The organism is Rhizobium sp. 42MFCr.1, from assembly GCF_000377185.1.
GTDB classification, from domain to species: Bacteria; Pseudomonadota; Alphaproteobacteria; order Rhizobiales; family Rhizobiaceae; genus Rhizobium; species Rhizobium altiplani.
On the sequence record NZ_KB897822.1, the window covers coordinates 225,105 to 247,672 of the forward strand.

25 protein-coding genes are annotated in these 22,568 nt (G+C 60.5%); 8 read left to right on the top strand and 17 right to left on the bottom strand.

The features are described from left to right. Positions 1-3: 3 nt before the first annotated feature. Both ubiU and ubiT read right to left on the bottom strand, forming a co-directional pair. On the bottom strand, positions 4-981 hold the full coding sequence (gene ubiU / locus C934_RS0108025) for a ubiquinone anaerobic biosynthesis protein UbiU (RefSeq protein ID WP_018856193.1): 978 nt from the start codon (positions 979-981) through the stop codon (positions 4-6). Next, complete coding sequence (gene ubiT, locus C934_RS0108030) at positions 972-1,478, bottom strand: ubiquinone anaerobic biosynthesis accessory factor UbiT (protein WP_018856194.1); 507 nt, start codon at positions 1,476-1,478, stop codon at positions 972-974. Before ubiT ends, ubiU begins: the two co-directional genes overlap by 10 nt. A gap of 102 nt (positions 1,479-1,580) precedes the next feature. Between ubiT and C934_RS0108035 the strand changes: the two genes are divergently transcribed. After that, positions 1,581-3,089: a UbiD family decarboxylase gene (locus tag C934_RS0108035; protein ID WP_026371658.1), complete on the top strand. Its 1,509-nt coding sequence runs from the start codon at positions 1,581-1,583 to the stop codon at positions 3,087-3,089. Further along, a complete protein-coding gene (locus C934_RS0108040; RefSeq protein ID WP_018856197.1) occupies positions 3,073-3,711 on the top strand; it encodes a UbiX family flavin prenyltransferase in 639 nt (212 codons plus the stop codon). Before C934_RS0108035 ends, C934_RS0108040 begins: the two co-directional genes overlap by 17 nt. Here C934_RS0108040 and C934_RS0108045 read toward each other — a convergent pair. Continuing rightward, positions 3,666-4,346, bottom strand: coding sequence for an NnrU family protein (locus C934_RS0108045; protein ID WP_018856198.1), 681 nt, complete (start codon positions 4,344-4,346; stop codon positions 3,666-3,668). The two genes, C934_RS0108040 and C934_RS0108045, sit on opposite strands and share 46 nt — an antisense overlap. A 161-nt stretch (positions 4,347-4,507) precedes the next feature. On the opposite strand from C934_RS0108045, the gene C934_RS0108050 reads away from it, so the two are divergent. From C934_RS0108050 to C934_RS0108065, 4 genes are read left to right on the top strand one after another with little or no spacing between them, the layout of a single operon-like run. Further along, positions 4,508-5,050 (top strand): iron transporter, encoded by a 543-nt coding sequence (locus C934_RS0108050; protein ID WP_018856199.1) that lies wholly within the window; start codon positions 4,508-4,510, stop codon positions 5,048-5,050. Continuing rightward, positions 5,050-5,385: a cupredoxin domain-containing protein gene (locus C934_RS0108055; RefSeq protein ID WP_018856200.1), complete on the top strand. Its 336-nt coding sequence runs from the start codon at positions 5,050-5,052 to the stop codon at positions 5,383-5,385. Before C934_RS0108050 ends, C934_RS0108055 begins: the two co-directional genes overlap by 1 nt. Further along, on the top strand, positions 5,382-6,236 hold the full coding sequence (locus C934_RS0108060) for an FTR1 family iron permease (protein ID WP_018856201.1): 855 nt from the start codon (positions 5,382-5,384) through the stop codon (positions 6,234-6,236). The genes C934_RS0108055 and C934_RS0108060 overlap by 4 nt, the downstream gene beginning before the upstream one ends. Further along, on the top strand, positions 6,233-7,603 hold the full coding sequence (locus C934_RS0108065; RefSeq protein ID WP_018856202.1) for a 4Fe-4S binding protein: 1,371 nt from the start codon (positions 6,233-6,235) through the stop codon (positions 7,601-7,603). The genes C934_RS0108060 and C934_RS0108065 overlap by 4 nt, the downstream gene beginning before the upstream one ends. Positions 7,604-7,834: 231 nt before the next feature. On the opposite strand, the gene C934_RS34595 is transcribed toward C934_RS0108065, so the two are convergent. The 5 genes from C934_RS34595 to nirK form a co-directional block, all read right to left on the bottom strand. Further along, on the bottom strand, positions 7,835-8,005 hold the full coding sequence (locus C934_RS34595) for a hypothetical protein (protein ID WP_156828727.1): 171 nt from the start codon (positions 8,003-8,005) through the stop codon (positions 7,835-7,837). Positions 8,006-8,182: 177 nt separating this feature from the next. Further along, a complete protein-coding gene (locus tag C934_RS36410) occupies positions 8,183-8,563 on the bottom strand; it encodes an Rrf2 family transcriptional regulator (RefSeq protein WP_025660782.1) in 381 nt (126 codons plus the stop codon). Positions 8,564-8,569: 6 nt separating this feature from the next. Further along, positions 8,570-9,265: a Crp/Fnr family transcriptional regulator gene (locus C934_RS0108080; protein WP_018856205.1), complete on the bottom strand. Its 696-nt coding sequence runs from the start codon at positions 9,263-9,265 to the stop codon at positions 8,570-8,572. Then, positions 9,255-10,214, bottom strand: a complete 960-nt coding sequence (locus C934_RS0108085) for an SUMF1/EgtB/PvdO family nonheme iron enzyme (RefSeq protein ID WP_018856206.1) — start codon at positions 10,212-10,214, stop codon at positions 9,255-9,257. The genes C934_RS0108080 and C934_RS0108085 overlap by 11 nt, the downstream gene beginning before the upstream one ends. Positions 10,215-10,291: 77 nt before the next feature. Beyond that, positions 10,292-11,440, bottom strand: coding sequence for a copper-containing nitrite reductase (nirK, locus tag C934_RS0108090; RefSeq protein ID WP_026371659.1), 1,149 nt, complete (start codon positions 11,438-11,440; stop codon positions 10,292-10,294). Positions 11,441-11,641: 201 nt separating this feature from the next. Here nirK and C934_RS0108095 point away from each other — a divergent pair, with 201 nt between their 5' ends. After that, complete coding sequence (locus tag C934_RS0108095; RefSeq protein ID WP_018856208.1) at positions 11,642-12,856, top strand: NnrS family protein; 1,215 nt, start codon at positions 11,642-11,644, stop codon at positions 12,854-12,856. A gap of 181 nt (positions 12,857-13,037) precedes the next feature. On the opposite strand, the gene C934_RS0108100 is transcribed toward C934_RS0108095, so the two are convergent. Genes C934_RS0108100 through C934_RS0108120 form a run of 5 tightly spaced genes read right to left on the bottom strand, consistent with a single transcriptional unit; the run spans position 13,038 to position 15,799 of the window. Continuing rightward, positions 13,038-13,298, bottom strand: a complete 261-nt coding sequence (locus tag C934_RS0108100; protein ID WP_018856209.1) for a DUF6522 family protein — start codon at positions 13,296-13,298, stop codon at positions 13,038-13,040. Between the two features lie 30 nt (positions 13,299-13,328). Then, positions 13,329-13,631: a metal-sulfur cluster assembly factor gene (locus tag C934_RS0108105; protein WP_018856210.1), complete on the bottom strand. Its 303-nt coding sequence runs from the start codon at positions 13,629-13,631 to the stop codon at positions 13,329-13,331. Further along, positions 13,624-14,142: a DUF2249 domain-containing protein gene (locus C934_RS0108110; RefSeq protein WP_018856211.1), complete on the bottom strand. Its 519-nt coding sequence runs from the start codon at positions 14,140-14,142 to the stop codon at positions 13,624-13,626. The genes C934_RS0108105 and C934_RS0108110 overlap by 8 nt, the downstream gene beginning before the upstream one ends. After that, a complete protein-coding gene (locus tag C934_RS0108115; protein ID WP_018856212.1) occupies positions 14,126-15,499 on the bottom strand; it encodes a hypothetical protein in 1,374 nt (457 codons plus the stop codon). The genes C934_RS0108110 and C934_RS0108115 overlap by 17 nt, the downstream gene beginning before the upstream one ends. Before the next feature lie 15 nt (positions 15,500-15,514). Continuing rightward, positions 15,515-15,799 (bottom strand): DUF2249 domain-containing protein, encoded by a 285-nt coding sequence (locus C934_RS0108120; protein WP_018856213.1) that lies wholly within the window; start codon positions 15,797-15,799, stop codon positions 15,515-15,517. Positions 15,800-16,018: 219 nt separating this feature from the next. Between C934_RS0108120 and hemN the strand changes: the two genes are divergently transcribed. Then, positions 16,019-17,371 (top strand): oxygen-independent coproporphyrinogen III oxidase, encoded by a 1,353-nt coding sequence (hemN, locus tag C934_RS0108125; RefSeq protein ID WP_018856214.1) that lies wholly within the window; start codon positions 16,019-16,021, stop codon positions 17,369-17,371. A gap of 523 nt (positions 17,372-17,894) precedes the next feature. On the opposite strand, the gene C934_RS0108130 is transcribed toward hemN, so the two are convergent. The 4 genes from C934_RS0108130 to C934_RS0108145 are packed head-to-tail and all read right to left on the bottom strand — an operon-like array spanning position 17,895 to position 22,446. Further along, positions 17,895-19,787: a nitric oxide reductase activation protein NorD gene (locus C934_RS0108130; RefSeq protein ID WP_018856215.1), complete on the bottom strand. Its 1,893-nt coding sequence runs from the start codon at positions 19,785-19,787 to the stop codon at positions 17,895-17,897. A 7-nt stretch (positions 19,788-19,794) separates the two neighbouring features. Then, on the bottom strand, positions 19,795-20,607 hold the full coding sequence (locus C934_RS0108135) for a CbbQ/NirQ/NorQ/GpvN family protein (RefSeq protein ID WP_018856216.1): 813 nt from the start codon (positions 20,605-20,607) through the stop codon (positions 19,795-19,797). Between the two features lie 27 nt (positions 20,608-20,634). Further along, positions 20,635-21,975 (bottom strand): cbb3-type cytochrome c oxidase subunit I, encoded by a 1,341-nt coding sequence (locus tag C934_RS0108140; protein ID WP_018856217.1) that lies wholly within the window; start codon positions 21,973-21,975, stop codon positions 20,635-20,637. A gap of 18 nt (positions 21,976-21,993) precedes the next feature. Continuing rightward, complete coding sequence (locus tag C934_RS0108145; protein WP_018856218.1) at positions 21,994-22,446, bottom strand: c-type cytochrome; 453 nt, start codon at positions 22,444-22,446, stop codon at positions 21,994-21,996. Positions 22,447-22,568 lie beyond the last annotated feature (122 nt).

The following is a 22,568-nucleotide window of genomic DNA, read 5'->3' on the forward strand; positions in this document are numbered from 1 at the left end:
CGACTACCTCCAACGCTTCTCATAGGCGCCCTTTGTCGTCTGTTGTCCCTCGCTGAGTTTGCGAAGGCGTGACATGAGGACCGGGCGGTCCGGGGGCGCCGCCTTCAGCGTGGCGCGAAGCGTGGACACGACCTCCGAGATGTAGGCCTTGCCGCGTTGTCGGCCTTCGACCTTCAATGCCTTGACGCCGGCCGCCCGAAGCTCGTCGAGCTGGTCCATGACGTCCAGCGACACCGGGTCCTCGAAAGCGTAGGTCGCGCTTTGTCCGACCGCGAAGCGACCCTTGCACAGCGTCGGGTAGCCAGCGGGTTCTTCTTCGGAAAACCGGTTTATGGTGAAGCCACCCAGTTCAGACACCAGGTCGCCGCCGGCCTGCCGGTAGCGTACGTGGCTGGCTGGCGAGCATACGCCGTTCATATTTGGCGACTTGCCGGTCGCGTAGGAGGACAGCGAGCAGCGCCCCTCTGCCATGACGCACAATCCGCCAAAGACGAAAACCTCCAATTCGCAGTCTACGCTTCGTGCAATGCGGGCGATGTCCTGGATGGTGAGGGTCCGCGGCAGCACGATCCGGGCAGCACCGAAACAGTCGACCAGATATGAAAGGGCCTCGGGATTGGAGGCAGACGCCTGAACGGAGATGTGGAGGCGCTGTGCCGGGTGATGTTCCGCGACATGCGCCATCAATCCGAAGTCTGCAACGATGAGGGCGTCGGCGCCCGCTTCCGACGCTTCCCTTGCCCTGCGGTACCAGAGATCTTCCTTGCCGGCGGTCATGAACGTGTTGAGAGCGACAAACGTCTTCACCTTTCGCGCGCGTGCGTAGCCCATTGCATCACGAAGCTCGGCGAGATCAAAATTCAAACCCGGGAAGTTGCGCGCGTTTGTCTCGTCGCGAAAGCCGCAGTAAACGGCATCTGCCCCCGCATCGACGGCCTCGCGAAACGATGCAGGGGTTCCTGCAGGGCAGATCAGCTCCATTGGACACCATGCGCCTTCAGTGCTTGCCGACGGACCGAACCAAGGGCTCCGGTGATGGAACGGGTCATCGGGCCCGACAATCTCCCGATTGCGTCAACGAGGTCTATTTCATTGTCATCAAGGGCGTTTCGAAGTGCCAGCACCGCCTCCATGTCACCCGTGACAGTGAGCTTTCTGGCGAAGAATATGGCGTCGCCGTCAATCCTGCCCTCGGCAAGGGCCAGCATCAGGACCAGCGGTCCGCAGATGGTGGTGTCAGCGGCCATGTGGGTACCGCGACGAAAGGCTTGGACAGTGCGATCTTTTGGGCAAATCAGGAATGAAAACGGGAAGTCCGACGGCACGAATGCAAAGCGGGACCGGCTGTACTCACCGAGCCGGTCGAAGAGCTTCGGATGAATTGAAAGAACCTCCTTGAGCAGGAAGTCGGCAATGCGCCCGACGATCGGCAATGGAATGATGCGGGCGGTCGCCATCAGGCGAGATGGGGCGAGCATTACGGCCTCTCAGATTGAACAGGGCAATCCTAGTTTTTCTTGGCGAGGCTCTGTTTGATCTGAGACAAAGACAAAGACGGTTTCCTCGTCGATTTCAGCGTCATGCGTAACGAAGAGCCAAAAGCCAAACGCCATGGCGACCTGCAGTCCTTCCTTCGCGACCTGCAGCAGCGACGACTGCTGCTTGTCGTGGAGGAGCCCGTGTCGCTCGTGCATGAACTGACCGCCCTGCACCAGAAAGTGCTTTCCGAGGGTGGCCCCGCCCTCCTCATCAAAAACCCCGTAAATGCCGACGGACGGTGCTCCCCGATACCGGTCGTTGCAAATCTGTTCGGTACAAGGCAGCGGATCGAGCTCGGCTTTGGCGTCGGCGAAGCGGGGTTGACGGGCCTCGCGGATGACCTGGCCGAGCTTCAGCGGCCGACACCACCCGTGTCGCTCGCCGATGCATGGAGCAAGCTGCCAATGCTCAAGGCGGTGGGCAGCATGCGACCTCGCTTGCGCAGGGCGGCTGCCTCTCAGGAGGTCGTCTACAAGGGACAGCAGATCGACCTCGGGCAGCTTCCGGTGCAATGGTGCTGGCCAGGCGAGCCGGCGCCTCTCGTGACCTGGCCGCTGGTGATTACATGCAATCCCGACGACCCCAGGGACGTGAACGTGGGCATATACCGGATGCAGGTCCGCGACCGGTCGTCGCTGATCGTTCGGTGGCTGGCCCATCGTGGCGGCGCGAAGCATTTCCGGCTGTGGCAGCGTAAGGGCCTCGATATGCCGATCGCCGTTGTGATAGGAGCCGATCCGGCGACGCTTCTCGCCGGCGTCATTCCACTTCCCGAAGGCATGAGCGAACTGAACTTCGCCGGCCTTCTGCGCGGATCGAGAACCGAGGTCTCCAGCGCGCTCACTGTCCCGCTTGCGGTCCCTTCAAATGCCGAAATAGTTCTCGAAGGCTACGTTTCCGCTGAGGAAACGGCGCCAGAGGGACCCTATGGAGATCATACCGGGTACTACAACTCCGTGGAGCCGTTTCCAGTCGTCAGGTTGAGTGCGATAACCACGCGGCGCTCGCCGGTGTATCTCTCGACGTATACCGGGCGCCCGCCAGACGAACCATCACGGCTGGGCGAGGCGATGACCGAGCTTTTCATCCCGATCGTGAAGCGCCAGTTTCCGGAGATCAGGGATCTGTGGCTTCCGCCGGAAGCTTGCTCCTACCGGGCAGTCGTCGTTTCGATCGACAAGCGCTATCCGGGTCAGGCTCGCCGCATCATGATGGGGCTGTGGTCGATGCTCCCGCAGTTCAACTATACGAAGCTCATCATTGTCGTCGATCCGGATATCAGCGTCAGGAAGTGGGAGGAGGTCATGTGGGCGGTCGCAACCCGGTTCGATGCCTCGCGGGACCTGGTAGTGCTGGAAAACACGCCAATCGACTACCTCGACTTCGCGTCTCCGAAGTCCGGGCTCGGCGCCAAGTTGGGCTTGGACGCTACCAACAAGATCGGTGCTGAGACCGAAAGGGAATGGGGTCGAGTGCTGGAGATGCCCGAAAACCTTGAGGAAAAGGCCGCGCAAACATGGGAAAGGCTGCGACGTGACGCGGGTATCTGAACACAAGGATGTCGTGCTTGCAGTGACCGGAGCGTCAGGCGCTGCGCTGGGCGTCGCCGCGCTCGATCTGCTGGTCTCGCTGAATGTAAGGGTGCATCTCGTTGTTTCCGACAGTGGCTGCCGGACACTCGCTCACGAAGTTTCGGCTGAAGCCCACGGACGCATGCTGCTCAAGGCACATAGGACATATGACAACAAGGACATTGGATCGGCCATCGCGAGCGGTTCGTTTCCGGTCACCGGCATGATTGTTGCGCCATGCTCCATGAAGACGCTGGCAGCGATCTCCACCGGCCTGTCTCAAAACCTGATTTCTCGGGCGGCGGATGTTCAACTGAAGGAGAGGCGCAGGCTGGTCCTGCTCACCCGCGAGACGCCGTTGCATCTCGGACACCTTCGCAACATGGTCACCGTCACGGAAATGGGAGCGATCGTCATGCCGCCCGTGCCGGCATTCTACAATCGGCCCCAGTCCATCCAGGAGGTGGTAGACCACCTCGCTCGTCGGGCAGTCGATCTGCTTGGACTTCCTGTCCCGCATCAATCGCGCGCCTGGCTTGGCGAGGCGTTATTCGATCAGCCGAATATTGCAACAGGGTCGGCGCCGAAAAGCAGGGCATGACCGCCGCCAAACAAAAGCCAGCCAACAAGGATACCAGTCAGGAGAATGGAGGCGACCAAGGGCACGTCGAAGGCGGGTCGCCTTCCAGCCAGAAACGCCCGGAAAGGCAGGATCGAGGTCGGCGCAGCCAGGCTCTCCCACCGTGATCCAAGCCGCCGCTTTGCCCGCTTCTCGATCATCGGTATGGCGCCGATGGCAAAGAGGGCGAAACCGCCGAACAACAGAATGGACCGCAGATCGCCATTGGCGATGATGTGTCCCGCTGCCCAGATCGCGAATCCCAGGAGAACCGGATGGCGGGTGATACCAACCACGGCGCCAGGTCTTTCCGATGATCGGACGGTGATCGAAAGGGGATTGGGACTAATAAGTCCTGCAATCACCAGCAAGCCGCCCAGGGGAGCCAGGACAAACGTGATCGCCGCATGCCAGGGTTGCAGGTCCCACAAAGGCACATAGTCAAGTTTCAGCGCAGCGGCAAACAGCCACGCCAGGGCCAGCAGCGAGGCAGCTGAATAGGCGACGAAGTAGGTCCTCCTCCCAATCCGACTGATGATGCCTGCGCGAACCGCTGGTGCAGCGGGGATCGAATGAAGCGCCAGAAACACCGCAAACGCGGCTAGAAATTCGGTCACGCTCGCCTCCTTTTTCTTGTCGATGGCACGATCTGCACGAACGGGCGTTGAGGAATGTCAAATCAGCCTTGCGAAGTCCTCATCTTTGCGCCAGCGCAAAGAGCGGGGCAATTGCGCTGATAAAGGTGAGCCGTTCAGTCACCTTTTACGGATCACACACAATGCTTCGAGCTACCCGCCTTTGCCTCGCGCCTGTTCTTCTCGCCGCCATGCCTTTTGCTGTGCGCGCCGCGGAATATCCGATCGGAGCGCCGCAGCTTGCGGGTGGGATGGAAGTGGCAGCCGTCTATCTTCAGCCGATCGAAATGGATCCTCCGGGAATGATGCTTGCAACGGCCGAATCCGACGTTCATCTGGAAGCGGACATACACGCCACGGCCGAGAACGCGAATGGCTTTGCCGAGGGCGATTGGGTGCCGGGTCTTCATGTCGAATACAGGGTGAAGAACCTGGACAATGGCGCCGAACAGGGGGGTGCCCTTGAGGCGATGGTCGCAAGCGACGGGCCGCACTACGGCGACAACGTCAAGCTCTCAGGGCCAGGCCGCTATGCGCTTGAACTCACCGTGCACCCTGGCGGTCACGGCATGATGTCGTTCGGCCGGCATGTCGACAAGGAGACCGGAGTAGCCGCTTGGCCTGAAGCATTTACCCTGAAATATGAATTCGTGTTTGCCGGTGTCGGAAAGAAGGGCGGCTACTGATGTGGCTGCGGACGCTCGTTTCGGGGCTCTCGGTCTGCCTCGCGGTGACGCCCGCCGTTGCGCAGGGCGACGATCCGATCATCCAGATTCACTTCAGCAACGGGATGATCTCGCCATCCGTCATCGAGGTGCCAGCCAACACGCGTTTCAAGCTTGAGCTTCACAACGACGGCTCGACGCCGGTCGAATTCGAAAGCATTCCGCTGCGCAAGGAAAAGGTGCTCGCTCCGGGCGCCTCAAGCTTTCTCGTGTTTCGCTCGTTGGATGTCGGAACCTATGCCTTCTTCGACGACTTTCACCTCGACATGCCACCGGCGAGCATGGTCGCCAAATGAGCGCGAATCTTTATCTGCAGTCCTTCGAGATCGCATCCGTGGTCTGGCGGGAAACATTTGAAGCCTTGCTCGTCGTCGGGATCCTTTTGACCTGGTCGTTGCGGGAGGGGCCTTCTGCTCAAAAAACAGCCGTCGGATGGATTGCCGCGGGCGTTGCCTCTGGCATCCTGTTCGCCGCCGCCCTGGCGTTGATCATGAGCCGGGCCTCCGCACTGCTCGACGGGGATGCCGAGGAAATACTCCAGATGATCATGGCGTCGCTGGCGTCAGTCCTCATGGTGCGAATGGTGTTCTGGATGCGCCGGATGGAACAGGGCGATAGCGGGGGACTGCGCAATGAGGCGCTCGGGCATGTACGGGCTGGCAACTGGCTGGGTCTGGCTTGCCTGGCGGCGCTTGCCGTAGCCCGGGAAGGAGCCGAAACAGTCATTTTTCTCTATGGAATGCTCTCCGCGTCCGAAGGGTGGCAGACCGGCATTGTCCTCGTGTCGGGAGCGATTGGTCTGGTGCTGGCCGTGGGAACGTTCTGGGCGTTTAGGACCGGTGCGGCGATGGCATCCAAGAAGGTGTTGTCGCGGATCAGTCAGGCGCTCCTCATCATCCTCGGCAGCGGCCTGGCCATGACCGTCATCGACAAGTCGATTTCCATTGGCATCCTGACGCCCTTGACCGCGCCGCTATGGGACTTGAGCTGGCTTCTCGACGATGGCAGGGGGGCCGGCGCCTTCCTCGCCGGGCTCGCAGGCTATCGAGCCCGTCCAGAACTTCTTCCTCTTCTGGGCATCGGGGTCTACTGGCTCACCGCCTCTCTGGCTTACATGCCGCCGCTTAGAGAGAAGGCTCCTGCATGACCTCCATCCAGATTGGCGCGCAGGCGCTTCTTGGCGGCTTCGGCGATCTTCTCCTGCGGCGGCAGGTGTTCATCCGACGCCTTCAATGGGGGATCGTGGCAGGCTATGCGGCGCTTCTCGTCGTGCCCGTCGTCCTGCCTCTTCCTGCGAGTACCGACTTCATATGGACGAACCTGACGCGCTTTGCTCAATTTGTGTTCTGGGGCCTCTGGTGGCCGTTTGTGATCCTTGCAACGGCGCTCGTCGGCAGGTTCTGGTGCGGGATACTCTGCCCGGAAGGCGCGCTTTCGGAGTTTGCCAGTGAACGGGGCGCGGGGAGGGCGATTCCTGGCTGGATGAAGTGGTCGGGTTGGCCGGTCCTGTCGTTCATTTCCACCACAGTGTACGGTCAGCTTACGAGCATTTATCAGTATCCCAAGCCGGCCGCACTTCTGCTCGGCGGCTCGACATTCGCAGCAATCGCCGTAGGCGCTCGATATGGCAAGGCCAAGAGAGTGTGGTGCCGGTTCCTGTGTCCTGTCAGCGGCGTATTCGGCATCGTTTCGAAGATAGCGCCCCTCCATTTCAGGGTGGATCCGGCGAGCTGGCCCGCGCCACGCGGCCGACCTGATGCCGTGAACTGTGCGCCCCTGGTCCCCATCAAGACCATGCAGGGAGCTGCCGCCTGTCACATGTGCGGCCGTTGTTCCGGACATAGGGGCGCGATCCGGCTGGCGTGGCGAAAGCCGGCGATCGACATCGTGCGAGGATCCGGCCGGATGGCGACCGGATGGGAGACTGCGATGTTGCTCCCGGTCATGCTTGGTCTCGTCCCGGCAGCGCTCACCTGGTCGGGCAGTGACTGGTTTCTGGCCGTACGCCAGTGGTTGGTGGAAGCCTGCCTCGACGCACAGCTGATGTGGCCGCTTTCGTTACGGCTGCCATGGTGGCTGTTGACCAACTATCCTGCAGCCGGCGATATCATGACGATCGTCGACGCCGTGTCCCTGCTTGCGCTTCTCGCATTGTCAGCTGCCTTGGCGACCTTCGCTTTTGGGTTCCCTCTGGCAGCGAGCGCCTGGATCCTTCGCAATCGCGTCCGCCCGATGCATCACCTCGCACAATCCCTTATTCCCCTTGCTTCCGCTTCGTTGTTCACGGGCCTTCTGTCGCTCACGATATCGCAGCTGCGGATGGACGGGATCATGTTGCCCATCGTCGACGATCTAAGAGGCGCGCTGGTTCTGGCGGCCGCCGTCTGGTCTGTCGCACTTTGCCACCAGATCACTGGCCTCTACGACCGGCGTCTCGGCCGGCGGCTCCTGGCGACGTGCCTCTTGGCGCTTCCGACGTTGACCTTTGCAGTCGGCTGGGCGGCGTTCAGCTAGCAACGCTCCAGGGTTGCTGGCCCGTTGGCAAGGACACCACTTGTCGGAAGAGGGCATCATTCAGCCGTCGGCGAGGCAAACCAATCAGATGCGGTGACCATCGATTGCGGCCGATCAAAGCTCTCCATCGCAAAACAGTATGGAGATGGAAAACCGCTGGTGCGGAAGGATTTCTGAGTGCCCCGGAAGGTTTGGAAAAATCGCCGGCCGCACACAAGGCATCAGCCCGTTTCAGGAACGCTGCAGGCGACCGAAGACCAGCCGGCAAAGCTTGTCCGTATCGACCTTGCCGGTGCGCGCATCAAGGTCGGGCTTGTGTTCGGCTCCGGCCGCACGGGGAGCTCTGCGCTTCTTGATCTCTACGACGAACGGCTTCTGCTGTGGTCTCATGGTTCTTTTCATTTCTTTTCCGTTGAACCCGCTTGAGCGAGCAATTGATTCAGTGCCTGCACGAAGCCTAGCGAAGCAGGCAAGAGCGCACTTTGACCTCCATCAAAGTTATCGGGAAACGGAAGGCGAATATCGACGCATGGCGAAGACATCCCGCATGCCGCAGCGCTTCAAAGGTGCAAGGGGGAGCTACCTTGAGTTGGCGGGTTTAAGGAGGTCTGCGAGCGTATGTCTGGCCAGATGACCTTTATAGGCGAGGGCAGCTCCTTGCTCTATCGTCCGCCATCCTTGGAGAGTGTCCAGCGCATCCGACCTGGCCTCGCAGGAAACGAGCGCTGCGGCAACCTCCGCAAGGCAGATCGTCTCTGGCGACCGCGCAAGGAAAAGGCCTCCTCTCTTGCCGCGCCGGCTCGCCAAAAAACCGCGACGAACCAGAAGGTTCGCTGCCTTCGCAAGGTGTGGGTGTGACGCCCCGAAAGCCTCGGCGGTCTCGGCGATCGTAACCCGGAAGGGATGGCGCCCAGCGGCCAAAAGAAGCAGCCGTATGCCGTTGTCCAACATCACGGCCATGGCGGTCTACTCGCGTTCGCCGTCGGCCAGCTTCAGAAGGCGCTGCGGATCGGTGACGGTGAGTTTCTGCCGCCCGCCCTCGACGATACCCTTTGATTCCCACGCGCTGAGGATGCGTGAGACCGTGTGAAGGGTCGTTCCGGTCATCTCCGCGATATCCTGCCGCGATATCGGGAAGTCGATCCGGATGCCAACACCGTCGGCCTTTCCCGCCTGCTTGGACAGGCGGAGCACGGCGTGCGCGACGCGCTTTTCAACTTCCTCCGTCGACATCTCGCGAATTCTGACGTGGGCCTCTTCAAGCCGCTGGCCGATGGTCTGCATCGCAGTCATCGCCAGGCGTGGGTTCTGTTCGACGAAGCGTCCCCACATGTCCGTCGGCCATCCGAGGATCAAGCTTTCGGCCGCGGCACGGGCCGTGCCTGGGTAGTCGGTCCTGCGAAACGCCATGGCGAAGCCGAACAAGTCGCCGGGGTGTACCATCCGGACAATGATCTGCTGGCCGTCCTGCGTCACCTGCGTCACCTTGAGCCGCCCATGCAGCAGCAGGAAGAACGACTTCGCCTGTGCCCCTTGCTCGAAAACGGTATCTCCTTGGGCGATGCGACGCGGCACAGCGTGCTCGAGCATCGTGTCGAGATCAGTGTCCGTCATCCGTTCGAAGAGCGGCAGGGACTTCAATACTGCGCGATCAACCTTCATTTTCGTTCTGCTCCGTGTGGGCGCTGATATGGGGGCCAAGAGCGTCCGTTGCGGCCCTGCGGGCGAACGCCACCACGCTCTGGAAAAACGTGGGACGGCGGACGAGCCGGAAACCGAGATTGTCGGGCGGCGCTCCGACTGCGCAGCCCCCGCCCTTGGGATTTCGAACGAAGCTGCTCATCGGCGACCTGTGCTTACCAGAAGCTATTATAATGCCGCAGCCTGCTGGATCCAGTGTCTCCGCCTCTGCTGCCTTGTCTAGATCGACCCGCCTGTTGCAGGTGGAGGTCCATTCCCAGATATTGCCCGCGAAGTCGACAAGGCCGGTCGTGCTGATGCCGAACGAACCTCTCGGCTGCGGCTTGGGGTTGGTCGAGGCCGCGCGGCGGGCCTCGCGCTCGTAATCGGCAAGCCAACGTGTCGCCGGGTTCGTGTCGTCGGCGTCGATGCCAAGCGCATCGTCAGGAAAGCGGTCGGCTGCGGCATATGCAAGTTCAAAGTCGCTCGGCAGGCGCCAGTTCTCGCCTGTCCGCTGCGATAACCATGCCGCGTACTGCACTGCATCGTCGTAGCTCACCCCTGTGACCGGCAGGTCGGGCCCGGCCTGGCCTTCATATTCGGCCGGTGCACACGCGCCGTCCAGCACGCAGCGCTGATATTCTGCGCGGCTCGTCTGAAACTTCATGACGTCGAGCGGGAGGCGGACCTTCGCGTCGTGCTTTGGCGCGTCGACGGCAAGGCCCTTGCGAAAATATTCGGTCGCCTCGCGATACTCGAAAGAATGAGGCTGTATGGTGACCACTTCCGGAGCGGTAACTCCACCGTCGTGTTGACCGGACGAAGCAAAACCCGCCTTCACGGCAACCGCTCCGGAGAGCGCGGCCAGAAGAGCGAGTGGAATAGCGATCGAAATGCCTGAAACCGATCCAGTCTCAGCGTGCCTGTTCATGGTCTTTTCGCGAGTAGCGCCTCCTTATAAAGAACGGTGCGCGGACCACCCCGTCCGCGCACCTCCCCCGCCAATGGTCAACTTGCTTGCGGGCTCTTGACCGACGTCATGAGATCGTCGTTCCAGTCCCCCGTGACCTTGAAGTGGGCCGCCGCACCAAGCTCGAACGCTTCGATCAGGTTGTGGTTCACGTAGGCGTAGATGCCAGGCTGAGCGAAGGTGTAAATCGCAGCGCCTGCGGTACCGCCCGGAATGAACCAGGTCTCCTGGTCGATGTCGGGCACGTTGGCGAACTTGCCGGTTGCCCAGACGTATTCGCCATGGCCACCGATGAGATGCGGACGCGTGTCGCGGTTAGCCTGCGAATGTATGATCAGGACCGTTTCGCCGACCTTGGCGGTCATCGCGTTGTCGCCAGTCAGTGCACCGACCGCGCCGTTGAAGACGATGTGGGTCGGCGTAAGGGTCTTCATCACCGCAACGGTGTCCTCGTAGGCCTCGCCGGGGCTTTCGTATTTCTTGAATTTTCCGGTTTCGTCCCGAGGGATGTAGAAGTCCTGTTCGCCAACATAATAGACCTTGTCATAGACGAGCGGCTTTCCGTGACCGTCTGTCAGGCCTTCACGCGGCAGCACCATGATTGCGCCGTTCATCCCCGATGTCACGTGCCAAGGCACCATTCCGGGAGGAGCGCAGTGGTAGACGAAGACGCCTGCCTTCGTGGCTTTGAAGCGCAGGACGGTGCTTTCACCGGGGTTCACGACGGTCAGAGCGCCACCCCCAAGGCCGCCGGTCGCGGCGTGGAAGTCGATGTTATGCTGCATCGTGTTGGTCTCGGGATTGATGAGCGTCAGCTCAACATAGTCATCCTGGTGGACAACCATCAGCGGGCCGGGGACCGAGCCGTTGAACGTCATGGCGTTCACTTCCGTGCCGTCCTTGTCCAGCACCATCTTCTTTTCTTCGATGGTAAGCGTGAATTCCTTGATCTTTGGCCCACCCTTGGCCTTCTGATCGTGAGCGTGCACAAACGGCGGCTTTACGAGTTCGACCTTTTCACGAGCCAGCTTCGACAGGTCGACCTTCTTGGCACCCTTGAGTTCCGCGGGGGCGGCATGATCGTCGGCATGGGCAGCGGTGCTCGCGACGATGATGGGTGTAAGCGCCCCTGCGACAGCGGCGCCGGTCAGCATGGTGCGCCGGGTCATTTGCATAGTGTTTGTCATTTCCCAACTCCTGTGGTCGAAGAGCGAGCGAACCTCGCCCTGTCGAGAAGGAGAGTAGAGAAAAGGCGGTCAAACTCTTTGACTTGGAGCAAATTTGCTATTTGTGGCAGCGCAAAGTTGTACTGTCCCTATTTGCGTAATATCAACGACCTGCGCTCCAAAACTTGGCATTGCTTGGCCGTCAATTTGGAGACTACGATCATGCAGAAGACCATGGACGCCGAGACGCGCGTCCCCCGCGGCATGTCGCGGACCGGCCTTGTCCTCTTCTCGTATGGCTTCCGGCCATTTTTTCTCGCATCCGCGCTTTGGGGCATTGTCAGCATGGGCCTCTGGACCGCCTACCTGACGCTTGGCGTTCCGGTCGCTGAAGACTATGGGACACTATATTGGCACGCCCACGAGATGCTGTTCGGCTTCGCGCCGGCAATACTGGCGGGATTTCTGCTCACGGCGATACCGAACTGGACGGGCAGACTTCCGATAGCCGGGCGACCGCTGGCCTTCCTGTTCTCGATCTGGTGCGCTGGCCGCCTCGCGATGTTGGCGAGCGGTCTTACAGGAGTTGTGGCAGCCGCTTTTGTCGACGCCCTCTTCTTGCCCGCAATGCTTGTCCTGTGCACGCGAGAAGTAATCGCAGGCAAGAAATGGAAGGACCTAAAGGTTGTCGCCGGGCTTTTCATCCTGTCCGTCGCCAACATCTGCTTCCAGGTGAAGGCAATCAACGGGATAAGCCCCGAGCTGCCTATTCGTCTCGGGCTGAGCGCCTACGTGCTGTTGGTGACAATCGTCGGTGGGCGAATCCTTCCCAGTTTTACCCGCAACTGGCTGAACCAGTTCGGGCGAACCGACTTTCCCGTACCGTACAATCGGTATGACGCGGCAACGATCATCGTGGGCGCAGTCGCGCTCGGATCCTGGGCGGTCTGGCCAGACGCGATCGCGACCGGCATCGTCGCCGCTGTCGCGACGGTGATGAATGTCATTCGCCTGTACCGTTGGCGCGGCTGGACCACTTGGGCGGAGCCGATCGTGTTCGTCCTACATGCCGCCTTTGCCTTCGTCCCATTGGGATTTGCCGCCGTCGCTCTTGGTGCCGCAGGCCTACCCCAGATCGCAGTGCTGCATGTCTTTGCCATCGGCGCCATTTCGTTGATGATGCTGGCCGTCATGACGCGTGCCACTCGTGGCCATACTGGACGCAAGCTCAAATCGAGCAGGATGACGAACGCATCCTATGTCGTTCTTGCCTTCGTGGCTCTTCTGCGACCGCTTGCAGAAATCGCGCCATCGTTCACTGCACAGATATTGCTGACTTCGGCGATCGGATGGATGGCTGCGTTGGCAATGTTTGCATTCGAGCATGCCCCGATGCTCTGCGCTGGCCGCAAGCCGTTGACCGTCAGGGGAAAATGAGTGTCGGGCAGCGTTCCGCGCCGAGCGTTTCGGCGCGGTCGTCCGACAGCCGAAAAGGGAGGCGGCAAGACGCGCGATGACGGTTCTGTGACGCTCAGGAGGTCGCAGCCGTCAGCAAGGGAACGCTCCAGCGAGACGGGCGGGAACAAGCGACAGGGTGGGGCAACCGTTTCGTACCCGATTACGAGCCCTGCGGTCCCTTCGCGACAAATCTTGTCTCTTCGCTCAAAACGCTGCCGTTTGAGCTCACGATTGCAATCCACATGCGGTTGCCGAAACGGACCGAGAGGCGCGTCCTGCCGGCGTCGTCACCTATACCGGCCTCGACTGTGCCACGGACAAGGCCCCGCTTCATGTAGCTTCGAAGCGTCTCTGCCGACAGGCCAAACCGGCCTGCCAGATAGGAAGCGTCTACGGCCAGGTTATCAAGGTCGATGTTCACAATTTGATGCCTTTCCAGCCTTTGCCGTCGTCAGGCTGGCTGCTCGAATGAAAACAGCGCGGCCATGTCTGGCGACCATGGAGGATCGTAGACGAGATCGACAACGACATCGATCACGCCATCGACCTCGGCGGCACGGTTCTTTACCGCCTCGACAATGAAGCCCGATACCGGACAGAAGCGCGTGGTCGTGGTCATCTTGATCCTTACGATGCCTGTGGGGTCGGTATCTATCTCGTAGATGAGACCCAGGTCCACGATGCTGGTTCCGACCTCCGGGTCCTTGATTCCCCGGAGCACATCGAGGATCAGATTCGGAGAGAGATCAGCCATCCGAACCTGCCGGCGTCGCTCTGATCATGATCCTGTAAACCTTTCCGCTGTCGTCGAAGTTCCCGATCCACTCATGGCCGCGGTCCTTCAGCTCATTGAAGAGAAAAACCGGTTCACGGTTCAGCAGGGCGAAAAGGACTTCGCCGCTTTCCATCGTCTCGAGCCGCGCGAGGATACGCTCCATCGGTTCGGGAGGCGGAAGGTCGGTTAGATCGAGGTTCCAAACCGGATCAGGCCAGATGGCTTCCGTTGCCGGGGCCGGCAGGTCAGGTTCGACAGCTTGGTCGCCGGGGACGAAATCGATCTCCCAGTCATCCTCCGAAAGCTTTCGAGCGACGTGCGAGTAGCCCCGCTGTTCGAGCTGACGGATCAGGGGAACCGGCTGGAATATCACATGGAGCCTAAGTCCCTCGCCAGGATCAAGGCTGGAGACGGTATCCATGATCAATTGGAACGGCATCCCGCCGTCCCGCAGGATCTGACGTACGTCGAGTTCACGAAGCTGAACCATTGGCGTTACCCCTTTGATTAACGGCGAAAAGAAGCGCCGGCTTTTTGAATGGTGCTGTCTTCATCGAAGCATCTATATTTGCGAGTGAGCGAGCAAGGACAAGCTCGATGATGAGGGCAGCGGTCGAGAAGGTCTGGAGGATGACGGCAACACGGAAAAGGCCGTCGAAAGCCACAGCTATTGCAAACGACGCGACGACAACCGCGCCGTAGAAGAGCCAAAGCCAGATCGCGGCCCGACCTCCCGATACGAGATCGGAGAGACGCGGCGTCTGCCGGCGTCCGAGGAGGGGGCCGAAGACCTCGATCCACGTCAGGAAGGGTATGATCTTGAGCAATTGGGCAAGACCCAGACCCGTCAGCCAGCCGAAGACGAACAGGTAGACTGCGGCTGCGAGAAAATGGCTCCCCACATTGGTTGCGAGGCCTGTCGCGAGCATCGACATTGACAGTCCAAGTAGCGTGAAGGCCGGCAGTGATCCGGACATGTTCACCTCCAGAGGCCCGCGGCGGCGTCCTTTGTAGGCCGATATCAGCTCCCGTACATATATGGCGATCGCTACAGCGAACACTATTGCTGCCGCTGCAAGCAACCATTGGGAAACGGTCGGCCACGTCAGTGAAATCGCAGTCGCCACCGCCAGCACGACCATACTCACGCCAGCCATGTTGGCGATAAGCTGCGCCCGCTTCATGTCGTCGGACAACAGGAACATCGGGAGCAATTTATAGCTTACGCCGATGGCCGCCAACGTCATCCACCCCCCGAGGCCGAAGCTTGCGTGGAAGGGAACCCCGTGGAGCAGAAGGACGATGAAAACCGGTGCCTGGGAGACACCCGAAACGGTTACAGCAAAGAGCGAGCCGAGGGCGGCTGTTGCCGCGAGGCAACCGATTGCGATCAGGACGAGGGGCGATGCCGGATGGCTCTTGCGACCGCGCCACAGCACGAGCAGCAACGCAGTTCCCACCCAGGAAAGTGAAGGCGCCAGAGTGGCGACCGCAGCGAGCATCACCCCGCCCGCGAGTTCGGATCCACGGTCGATCAAATGGAAGCCCAGCAGCAGAAGGGCAAGCCCGGCGACGATGCCGCCGAGGCCAAGGACGTCGTACCGTCCTTTGGGAAGGCTCAACCCCGTAAGAACCGGTGCGAACTGCAGCAGCGCGCCAATCATCAAGAGGGCAAGCCATCCAATCGTTACAGCGTGCACGACGATGAGGGCGCGAGGATCGCTGACGTCGACGGATGGCGCCCAGCTTCCTGTTGACAGCAGAACCTCCGCAAACAGCAGAAAGAGGAGCGCTGCGCCGAAGTAGCACATGGTCCAGCGCGACAGACTGGCGCCCATTGGCATCATCGTGCTTCTCCGGTGCTAGTGGCTGCCGCAGCAGCAGTCGCAGCCGGCGTCGAGACGGGTGATCTCCACACGCCAGACCTCCGGCCCCTGCTCCAGGTATTCCCAGGAAAACTTTCCAGGAAGTGCCGTTTCCAACTGGTATTGAAGCGGCCGGGGTTCGTGATCACTGGTGATATGCAAAACCTTTCCAGGCGCCAGCGTATGCAGCGTGCCGAAGATTTGGGGATGACGCTCAAATGGCGGTAGTACACGCACGTCGATATGCGTGATTTCGCTGTGCGTGGAGGGCGCGTCAGTCATGTGATTGTTCCTTCAGCCGCTGGCATGATGATCGACGGGACCGCGGCGCATCCGTTGTCAGTTGGCAACGATAGGCTTGCGCGGATTGGGGCACTTTGACAGCGAACAAACATCGAGGAGGTTTGGCCCGTGCGAATTCGTTTTCATTGACATATGACAAGGAAATGCAGGCGGTGGGCAGACATAAGAGCGCGATGATCCTCAAGAAAGGAGATCGACATGTCGGAAGCTCTGGTCGCCAAGTACGGCGACGCCCGACTCCCGCGCTACACAAGCTATCCAACCGCACCGGCATTCGCTGAGACAGTGGGACCTGACGAATACGCGCAAGGACTTCAAGCCATATCCGCCTCGGACCCTGTCTCGATCTATCTGCACGTACCCTTTTGCCGCTCGATGTGCTGGTACTGTGGTTGCCACACGACCATCACCCGGCAGGACGCACCGATCCTGGAATATCTCGACGTCATGAGCCAGGAGATCGAACTGGTGTCGTTTGCGACCGGAAACAATGTGCCGGTCAAGAACGTCCACTTCGGAGGCGGAACGCCCACGATCATGAAGCCCCACGAGTTCGCGGCGCTCATGATGAAACTCAGGAGCGCCTTTCAGTTCGAGCACGATGCCAGCGTGGCCGTCGAAATCGACCCGCGCACACTCGCGCCAGAAATGATCGCGGCGATGGGAGAGAACGGCGTTGATCGTGCCAGCCTCGGCGTGCAGAGTTTCGATCCCGTCGTACAGAAGGCCATCAACCGCATCCAGACCTTTGGTCAGACCCAGGCAGCCGTCGCAGGGTTGCGCTCCTTCGGGGTGACGAGCATCAATTTCGACCTGATCTACGGCCTGCCGCATCAAACTGTCCAATCGTGCGTGGATACGGTCAGACAGGCAGTCGAATTGAGCCCCGAGCGCTTCGCAGTTTTTGGATATGCTCATGTCCCGGCCTTCAAGAAGCATCAACGGCTTATAGATGAAGCCGCGTTGCCGGATGCCGCGCAGCGAAACGAGCAGGCCGAGGCGGTGGCGGAGGAACTTGTCAACTGTGGCTATGTCCGCATTGGCCTAGATCACTTTGCGCTGCCAGGTGACGAGCTCGCAGTCGCCTCCAGCGCCGGCACCCTCCACAGGAACTTCCAAGGCTACACCACGGATGACTGTGCCACCCTGATCGGCCTTGGCGCCTCCGCGATAGGAAGGCTGCCGTCCGGTTACTACCAAAATCACGTGGCGCTGGGCCGCTATGCTGAACGGGTCGCATCCGGTGTTTTGCCCACGGCGAAAGGCTATATGCTAACCGAGGAAGACAAGCTTCGTGCCAGGGTGATCGAGCGCCTGATGTGTGACTTCGAGGTGGATCTGCCGAAGCTGGCCGAGGAATCAGGATACGAGAGCGGTTTTCTGCTCGACAGGAACGACCGGTTGCAGGCGCTTGTCTCGGACGGCGTAGTCACGATCGAGGAGGGCCGGGTGGTCGTTTCCCGCAGCTCCCGATTTATGGTCAGGGCGGTTGCTGCCGCGTTCGACGCCTATTTCGGGTCCTTGGGACGGTCTCACAGCAAGGCAGCCTAAGCTGGTCGCTGCCCGCTTCTTCATGGGGTGTTGACCTTTCGCCTTCTCTGCTGGCCGGGACGGTTTCGGCCAGACGCAACCCGCCAGACCGTATCCGCCATTTCCGGCAATCTCTGGGGTCTCGCTCGCCGCCATTGGCAGGGTTGGCGGACAGGCTCCTCTTGCGAGCACCGTCGTCGCGCTGCCAATCTCAATCCTGACGCGCAGCATCTCGTGGATGGAAGTTCGCGGTGAGCCAGTTTGGGTGGAAGTCGCCGCCAGAAGGCGCCATGTTCGTCAAACGATCGGCGTGACATGGGATGGTCCGCGAGACGGCAACATCGTTGTTTCGATGCTCCTGTCCAGCGCCCCTTTTGCGGATGACCAGCCGCAGAACCAAAGGCGACTTGGCTTGCGCGATTGCCGCCGGGATCTTCCCAGCCCCTCAGCCTCGACGTCGGCCCCCCGTCCAATGGCAGAAGAACCGGCTGGATCGCCCGCACAGACGCCCCCACATAAGCCCCTGGCAGTGATCGTAGTCCCGCTATGCCGTCAGGTTTCGATAGATCACAGGCAGAGCGCTCGGAAGCTTCGCAATATTTGAGACCAGCGAGAAGCCCGACCGCCCGAAGATCGCGGGAAGGTAATCGCCAGCATTGCGGTCGACGGTGACCGCAAACACTGCCTGGCCGCGATTGCGGGCTTCCATCACCGCCCGCCGGGAGTCCTCGAGCGCGAACCGGCCTTCATAGTGGTCCACGTCGTTCGGCTTTCCGTCGGTCAGAATCAGCAGCAGCTTCTTCCTTGCCCCCTGTATGTCGAGTTGCTTGGACACGTGTCGGATCGCCGCGCCCATGCGGGTGTAATAGCCGGGCTTCAAGCTGGCGATGCGGCTGGCGGTCGTGGCGGAGAACTTCTCCTCGAAGCGCTTTACGCTGTCCACCCGGATCCAGCTGTGTCGGCGAGACGTGAACGTGTCGATCGCGAAGCTGTCGCCGCAGGCGTCGAGGCCACGAGCCAGCACGTTAAGCGCCTGCATCTCCACGTCGAGCACCCGCCGATTGTCGAGCCACGAATCCGTGGATAGCGAGACGTCGACCAAAATGGATGTGGCCAGCTCATGGGCCGCAGGACGCGACGATTCGTAGATGCGGTCATCGGGATAACCGGTGGCCAGAAGATCGATGCGCGAGCGCACCACCGCTTCAAGATCGATTTCGTTTCCGTCCAACTGTGCTCGGCAGATCTCGCGTCGTGGCCGAAGGATCTCGAACTGCTTGCGTACCTTCCGGATCACGGACTGGTCGCCTGCAATCGGGGAAATCTCCGCGTCCTGAATTGTCCCGAGCACAACCCGGCAATGGTCTTCAGCGTACTGTTGTGTCCTGAAATTCCATTCCGGATAGAGCAGCTCGCCTTCTATTCGCGAAGGATCAACGGCTTCGGGGGAGAGGTCGAGATCGAAGTGGAACTTTGACTTCGGCCGCTCCTTGGTTCCGCTGAGCGTGATGTCGTCGAGCTCGTCGGCAGCCGACGGTTCGTCGTCCTCCCTGTCGTCTGTCGGGCGGTCTACATTGACCATTTCCGCCATGGCGAGGATCTTCTCGAAGCGGTTGAGAATAAACGGGTCGCGCTTTCGGTCGGCGGCATCGTCCTTTCGCTTTGCCTCGTGAGAAACCCGCTTTCCATCGTCATCAGACGATGTGTCGTCGGATGGGAGGTCGTCTCGGTCGGTCGGTTGGCATTCCGCCCGCCCAGTGAAGTCGGGCCAGAGGGGAACGGGAAGCATCGGCAGGTATCCGGGAGGAGCGGCCGCTAGAGCGGGCCGGCACCCCGACGGGAGGACATGCTCCAAGGGGAAGGAGAGGGCACTCTTCACGAAATCTTCAACAAGCATCTCTGCCTGAGGGAGTTTCCCGCGAACGCGGCAGGATAGGACCGCATGGCTGAGGCGGGCATATCGCTCTGCCATTCCGGGGAATTCCCTGACCAACCGCGCGCAATTGCTGCGCCCCGCCTCGATCCGGGCGATGTCGCCCAGCATCCTGTCGCTGGAGGCCGGCCCCGGCATCTGTGCGACAGCGATATATCCCGCGAGCCAGAAGTAGAGGTCACGATTGAGCCTCTCGTCGTGGAAGAGGTCGATCGTGGCCGGTAGATGGATCGCGGAACCATCCCAGGATGGATGATCGCTTCTTTCCTCGCCGAGACCGACAACCTGGCGAAGCCGCAGACGATGAGACGAGGTTTTCTGGCGCGCTTTCTGGATCTGAAGCGTGCGCCCACCACCAAAGGCGCGGAAGCAGACCGCGAGCTGCGCCTTTAGGTCGGCAAGATGGACAGCGTGCTCCGGATGGCGCTTCCAGGAGCTGGTATCGCCTACGAGGCGATGCCAGGTGCGTCCAACGGTTTCTTCCAGCTCCAGAAACTCAAGCATGTCGCACCTAGCCTATCGTCGCCTTGGCAACTTCAACGAGCGCCGCCTTGACATCGGCCTCGTCGGTCAGTGGTTCAATAATTGCGGCCCTGACGGCTTCGGCCATGGGAATTCCGGCCTCGACAAGCGTCGCGCAATAAATCAGGAGCCGGGTCGAAACGCCTTCCTCGAGATCCTGTCCCTTCAACGAGCGGAGCCGTCGGGCGAGATCGACGAGAGACGCGACCCTGGCTTCAGGAAGCCCGCTCTCGCGCGAGACGGTGGCGATTTCCTTGTCCCGCGGCAGAAAGTCGAATTCGATCGACACGAAACGCTGCCGCGTGCTGGGCTTCAGCGCCTTCATAAGGTTCTGGTAGCCGGGATTGTAGGAAACGACGACCATGAAGCCCGACTGTGCCTCGAGAAGCTCGCCGGTTCTTTCCAGGGGAAGGATCCGGCGATCGTCGGTGAGCGGATGGAGGACCACTGCCACGTCCTTGCGCGCCTCGACGATCTCATCGAGATAGCAGATGCCACCGTTGCGAACCGCCTTTGTGAGCGGGCCGTCGATCCATACGGTCTCGCCTCCCTTCAGGAGGTAGCGACCGGTCAGGTCTGCCGCGGTAAGGTCGTCGTGGCAGGATACCGTCGATACGGGCAGCCCCAGGCGGGCTGCCATATGCTGTACGAACCTGGTCTTGCCACATCCTGTCGGGCCCTTCAGCAGGACCGGAAGTTGCCGGGTCCAGGCGCTTTCGAAGAGGGCGCATTCATTGCCCTGAGGCGCATAGTAGGGAATTTCGTCCTTTGGATGCAGCGGATGATTGAGGGCTATTGTCATGACTGATCTCCAGTGAGGGGGCCCGCCTTATTCGGCGGGCTGTACTGCTGCGTTGGGCATGCGTGCGCGTCCGGGGACAAGCACCGACCAGATGAACATCAGCGCGCTGATGAAGACGAAGACGCCGGAGCCGAGCCTGACCCAGTAGAAGAGGGCGAGCTGGTCCTGGACGTCCATGTAGGACTGACCGAGAACGCGCTGCAGATGAACCTGGATGACGCCCGCGAAGGTCAGCGCGAAAGTCATGACCGACATCGCCCCGCACATGATCCAGAAGCTGCTGATCGAGAGCCACTGGTTGTATGGCGCGCGCCCGCGGATCTGCGGAATGGCGTAGGCCATGGCGGCGAGATTCAGCATCACGTATGCACCGAAGAAGGCGAGGTGACCGTGAGCGGCGGTGACCTGCGTGCCGTGGGTGTAGTAGTTCACCGACGACAGCGTATGCAGGAAGCCCCAGACCCCGGCCCCGAAGAAGGCCATTACAGAACATCCGATCGACCAGAGGAGGGCCGCCTTGTTCTCATGCTTGCGTCCAGCCCTCCAGGTCATGACGAAGGTGAAGACGACCATGGTGAAGAACGGTGCGACTTCGAGGGTGGAGAACAGCGAGCCGATCCACTGCCAGTATCCCGGTGCGCCGATCCAGTAGTAGTGATGGCCGGTGCCGAGGATCCCCGAAAAGAGGGCCAGGCCGATGATGACATAGAGCCACTTCTCGACGACTTCGCGGTCGATGCCGTTCAGCTTGATCATGAGGAAGGCCAGAACCGAGGCCATGATCAGTTCCCACACGCCTTCGACCCACAGGTGAACGACGTACCACCAGTACATTTTGTCCAGCGCAAGGTTTACGGGGTTGTAGAAGGCAAACAGGAAGAAGATTGCAACGCCCCATAGACCGAACAGAAGGATGTTGGTGATGGTGGTCTTGCGCCCCTTGAGAGCCGTCATCGTGACGTTGAACAGGAACATCAGGGCGACAATGACGATACCGACCTTGATGGCAAAGGGCTGCTCGAGGAATTCACGGCCTTCGTGAATATGGAAGAGGTATCCGACGACCGCCACTGCGGCGGCCACGAGGAAGATCCAGAATTGCGCCTTTGCGAGTTTCGGGCTGTAAAGCTCCGTCTCGCACTCCTCGGGAAGGAGGAAGTATGTGGTGCCCATGAAGCCCATGAGCAGCCATACGATCAGTGCGTTCGTATGTACCATTCGAACGATGTTGAAGGGCAGCATGACGGAGAGAGTGTTGGGCAACACGTAGATTGTGCCCGCGATCACGCCGAACAGGAGCTGTGCCATGAAGAGGCCGAGCGCTCCGTAGAAGTAGAGCATTGCAACGCTCTGAGTCTTGTACTTCATCTTAAAAACCTCTCCCTGTCAGCCGGCTTGGTTCGGTGGCCAGTTTTGGGTGTTCGTCTTGCTGACCCATTCGAGGAAATCGGCAAGGTCGTTGACCTCCTGGTCAGTCAAATTGAATTGCGGCATCTGCCTGCGCCCCTCGATGCCTGATGGCTGAGCGGCCATCCACGCATGAAGCGCCTCGCGGGCACTTGCCGGATCCTTGTCGCCGCCCCAGCGTATCCAGACGTTCGACAGTTCCGGCGCGAAGTAGGCGCCTTCACCGTCAAGCGTATGGCAGTTGATGCAGGAGTTCTTTTCCCAGATGTGTTTTCCGCGGGCGACGCCTTCTGTCAGGGTCGCCTCGTTGGTGGACACCGTTCGAATGTAATAGTGACTGTGGGCCGTAAGGCCCACGAATATAGCGAAGAAGAAAGCGGACCCGCCGTAGAACACGTTTCGGGCCGCGGTTTTGGTCAGGCGTTCAGCCATCGATCATCCTTTCATGTCAGTGGCGGTGCCGCCGTGACGTCGGAAATCGAGCCAGGGGCTCGTTATTGGTGGATGGCCGAATTCCGCTGGGGGGTCTTTGTCAATTCGCAAGTAAGCGAAGG

Bases quoted from the DNA above. Each gene is read 5' to 3' on its own strand.
- C934_RS0108085 (WP_018856206.1), bottom strand. From the start codon at position 10,214: ATGAACAGGCACGCTGAGACTGGATCGGTTTCAGGCATTTCGATCGCT.
- C934_RS0108110 (WP_018856211.1), bottom strand. From the start codon at position 14,142: ATGGTTCAGCTTCGTGAACTCGACGTACGTCAGATCCTGCGGGACGGC.
- C934_RS0108050 (WP_018856199.1), top strand. From the start codon at position 4,508: ATGCTTCGAGCTACCCGCCTTTGCCTCGCGCCTGTTCTTCTCGCCGCC.
- C934_RS0108130 (WP_018856215.1), bottom strand. From the start codon at position 19,787: ATGCTTGAGTTTCTGGAGCTGGAAGAAACCGTTGGACGCACCTGGCAT.
- C934_RS0108145 (WP_018856218.1), bottom strand. From the start codon at position 22,446: ATGGCTGAACGCCTGACCAAAACCGCGGCCCGAAACGTGTTCTACGGC.
- ubiT (WP_018856194.1), bottom strand. From the start codon at position 1,478: ATGCTCGCCCCATCTCGCCTGATGGCGACCGCCCGCATCATTCCATTG.
- C934_RS0108055 (WP_018856200.1), top strand. From the start codon at position 5,050: ATGTGGCTGCGGACGCTCGTTTCGGGGCTCTCGGTCTGCCTCGCGGTG.
- C934_RS34595 (WP_156828727.1), bottom strand. From the start codon at position 8,005: ATGAAAAGAACCATGAGACCACAGCAGAAGCCGTTCGTCGTAGAGATC.
- C934_RS36410 (WP_025660782.1), bottom strand. From the start codon at position 8,563: ATGGCCGTGATGTTGGACAACGGCATACGGCTGCTTCTTTTGGCCGCT.
- C934_RS0108115 (WP_018856212.1), bottom strand. From the start codon at position 15,499: ATGATGCCAATGGGCGCCAGTCTGTCGCGCTGGACCATGTGCTACTTC.
- C934_RS0108095 (WP_018856208.1), top strand. From the start codon at position 11,642: ATGCAGAAGACCATGGACGCCGAGACGCGCGTCCCCCGCGGCATGTCG.
- C934_RS0108105 (WP_018856210.1), bottom strand. From the start codon at position 13,631: ATGGCTGATCTCTCTCCGAATCTGATCCTCGATGTGCTCCGGGGAATC.
- nirK (WP_026371659.1), bottom strand. From the start codon at position 11,440: ATGACAAACACTATGCAAATGACCCGGCGCACCATGCTGACCGGCGCC.
- hemN (WP_018856214.1), top strand. From the start codon at position 16,019: ATGTCGGAAGCTCTGGTCGCCAAGTACGGCGACGCCCGACTCCCGCGC.
- C934_RS0108080 (WP_018856205.1), bottom strand. From the start codon at position 9,265: ATGAAGGTTGATCGCGCAGTATTGAAGTCCCTGCCGCTCTTCGAACGG.
- C934_RS0108135 (WP_018856216.1), bottom strand. From the start codon at position 20,607: ATGACAATAGCCCTCAATCATCCGCTGCATCCAAAGGACGAAATTCCC.
- C934_RS0108060 (WP_018856201.1), top strand. From the start codon at position 5,382: ATGAGCGCGAATCTTTATCTGCAGTCCTTCGAGATCGCATCCGTGGTC.
- ubiU (WP_018856193.1), bottom strand. From the start codon at position 981: ATGGAGCTGATCTGCCCTGCAGGAACCCCTGCATCGTTTCGCGAGGCC.
- C934_RS0108140 (WP_018856217.1), bottom strand. From the start codon at position 21,975: ATGAAGTACAAGACTCAGAGCGTTGCAATGCTCTACTTCTACGGAGCG.
- C934_RS0108035 (WP_026371658.1), top strand. From the start codon at position 1,581: ATGCGTAACGAAGAGCCAAAAGCCAAACGCCATGGCGACCTGCAGTCC.
- C934_RS0108065 (WP_018856202.1), top strand. From the start codon at position 6,233: ATGACCTCCATCCAGATTGGCGCGCAGGCGCTTCTTGGCGGCTTCGGC.
- C934_RS0108120 (WP_018856213.1), bottom strand. From the start codon at position 15,799: ATGACTGACGCGCCCTCCACGCACAGCGAAATCACGCATATCGACGTG.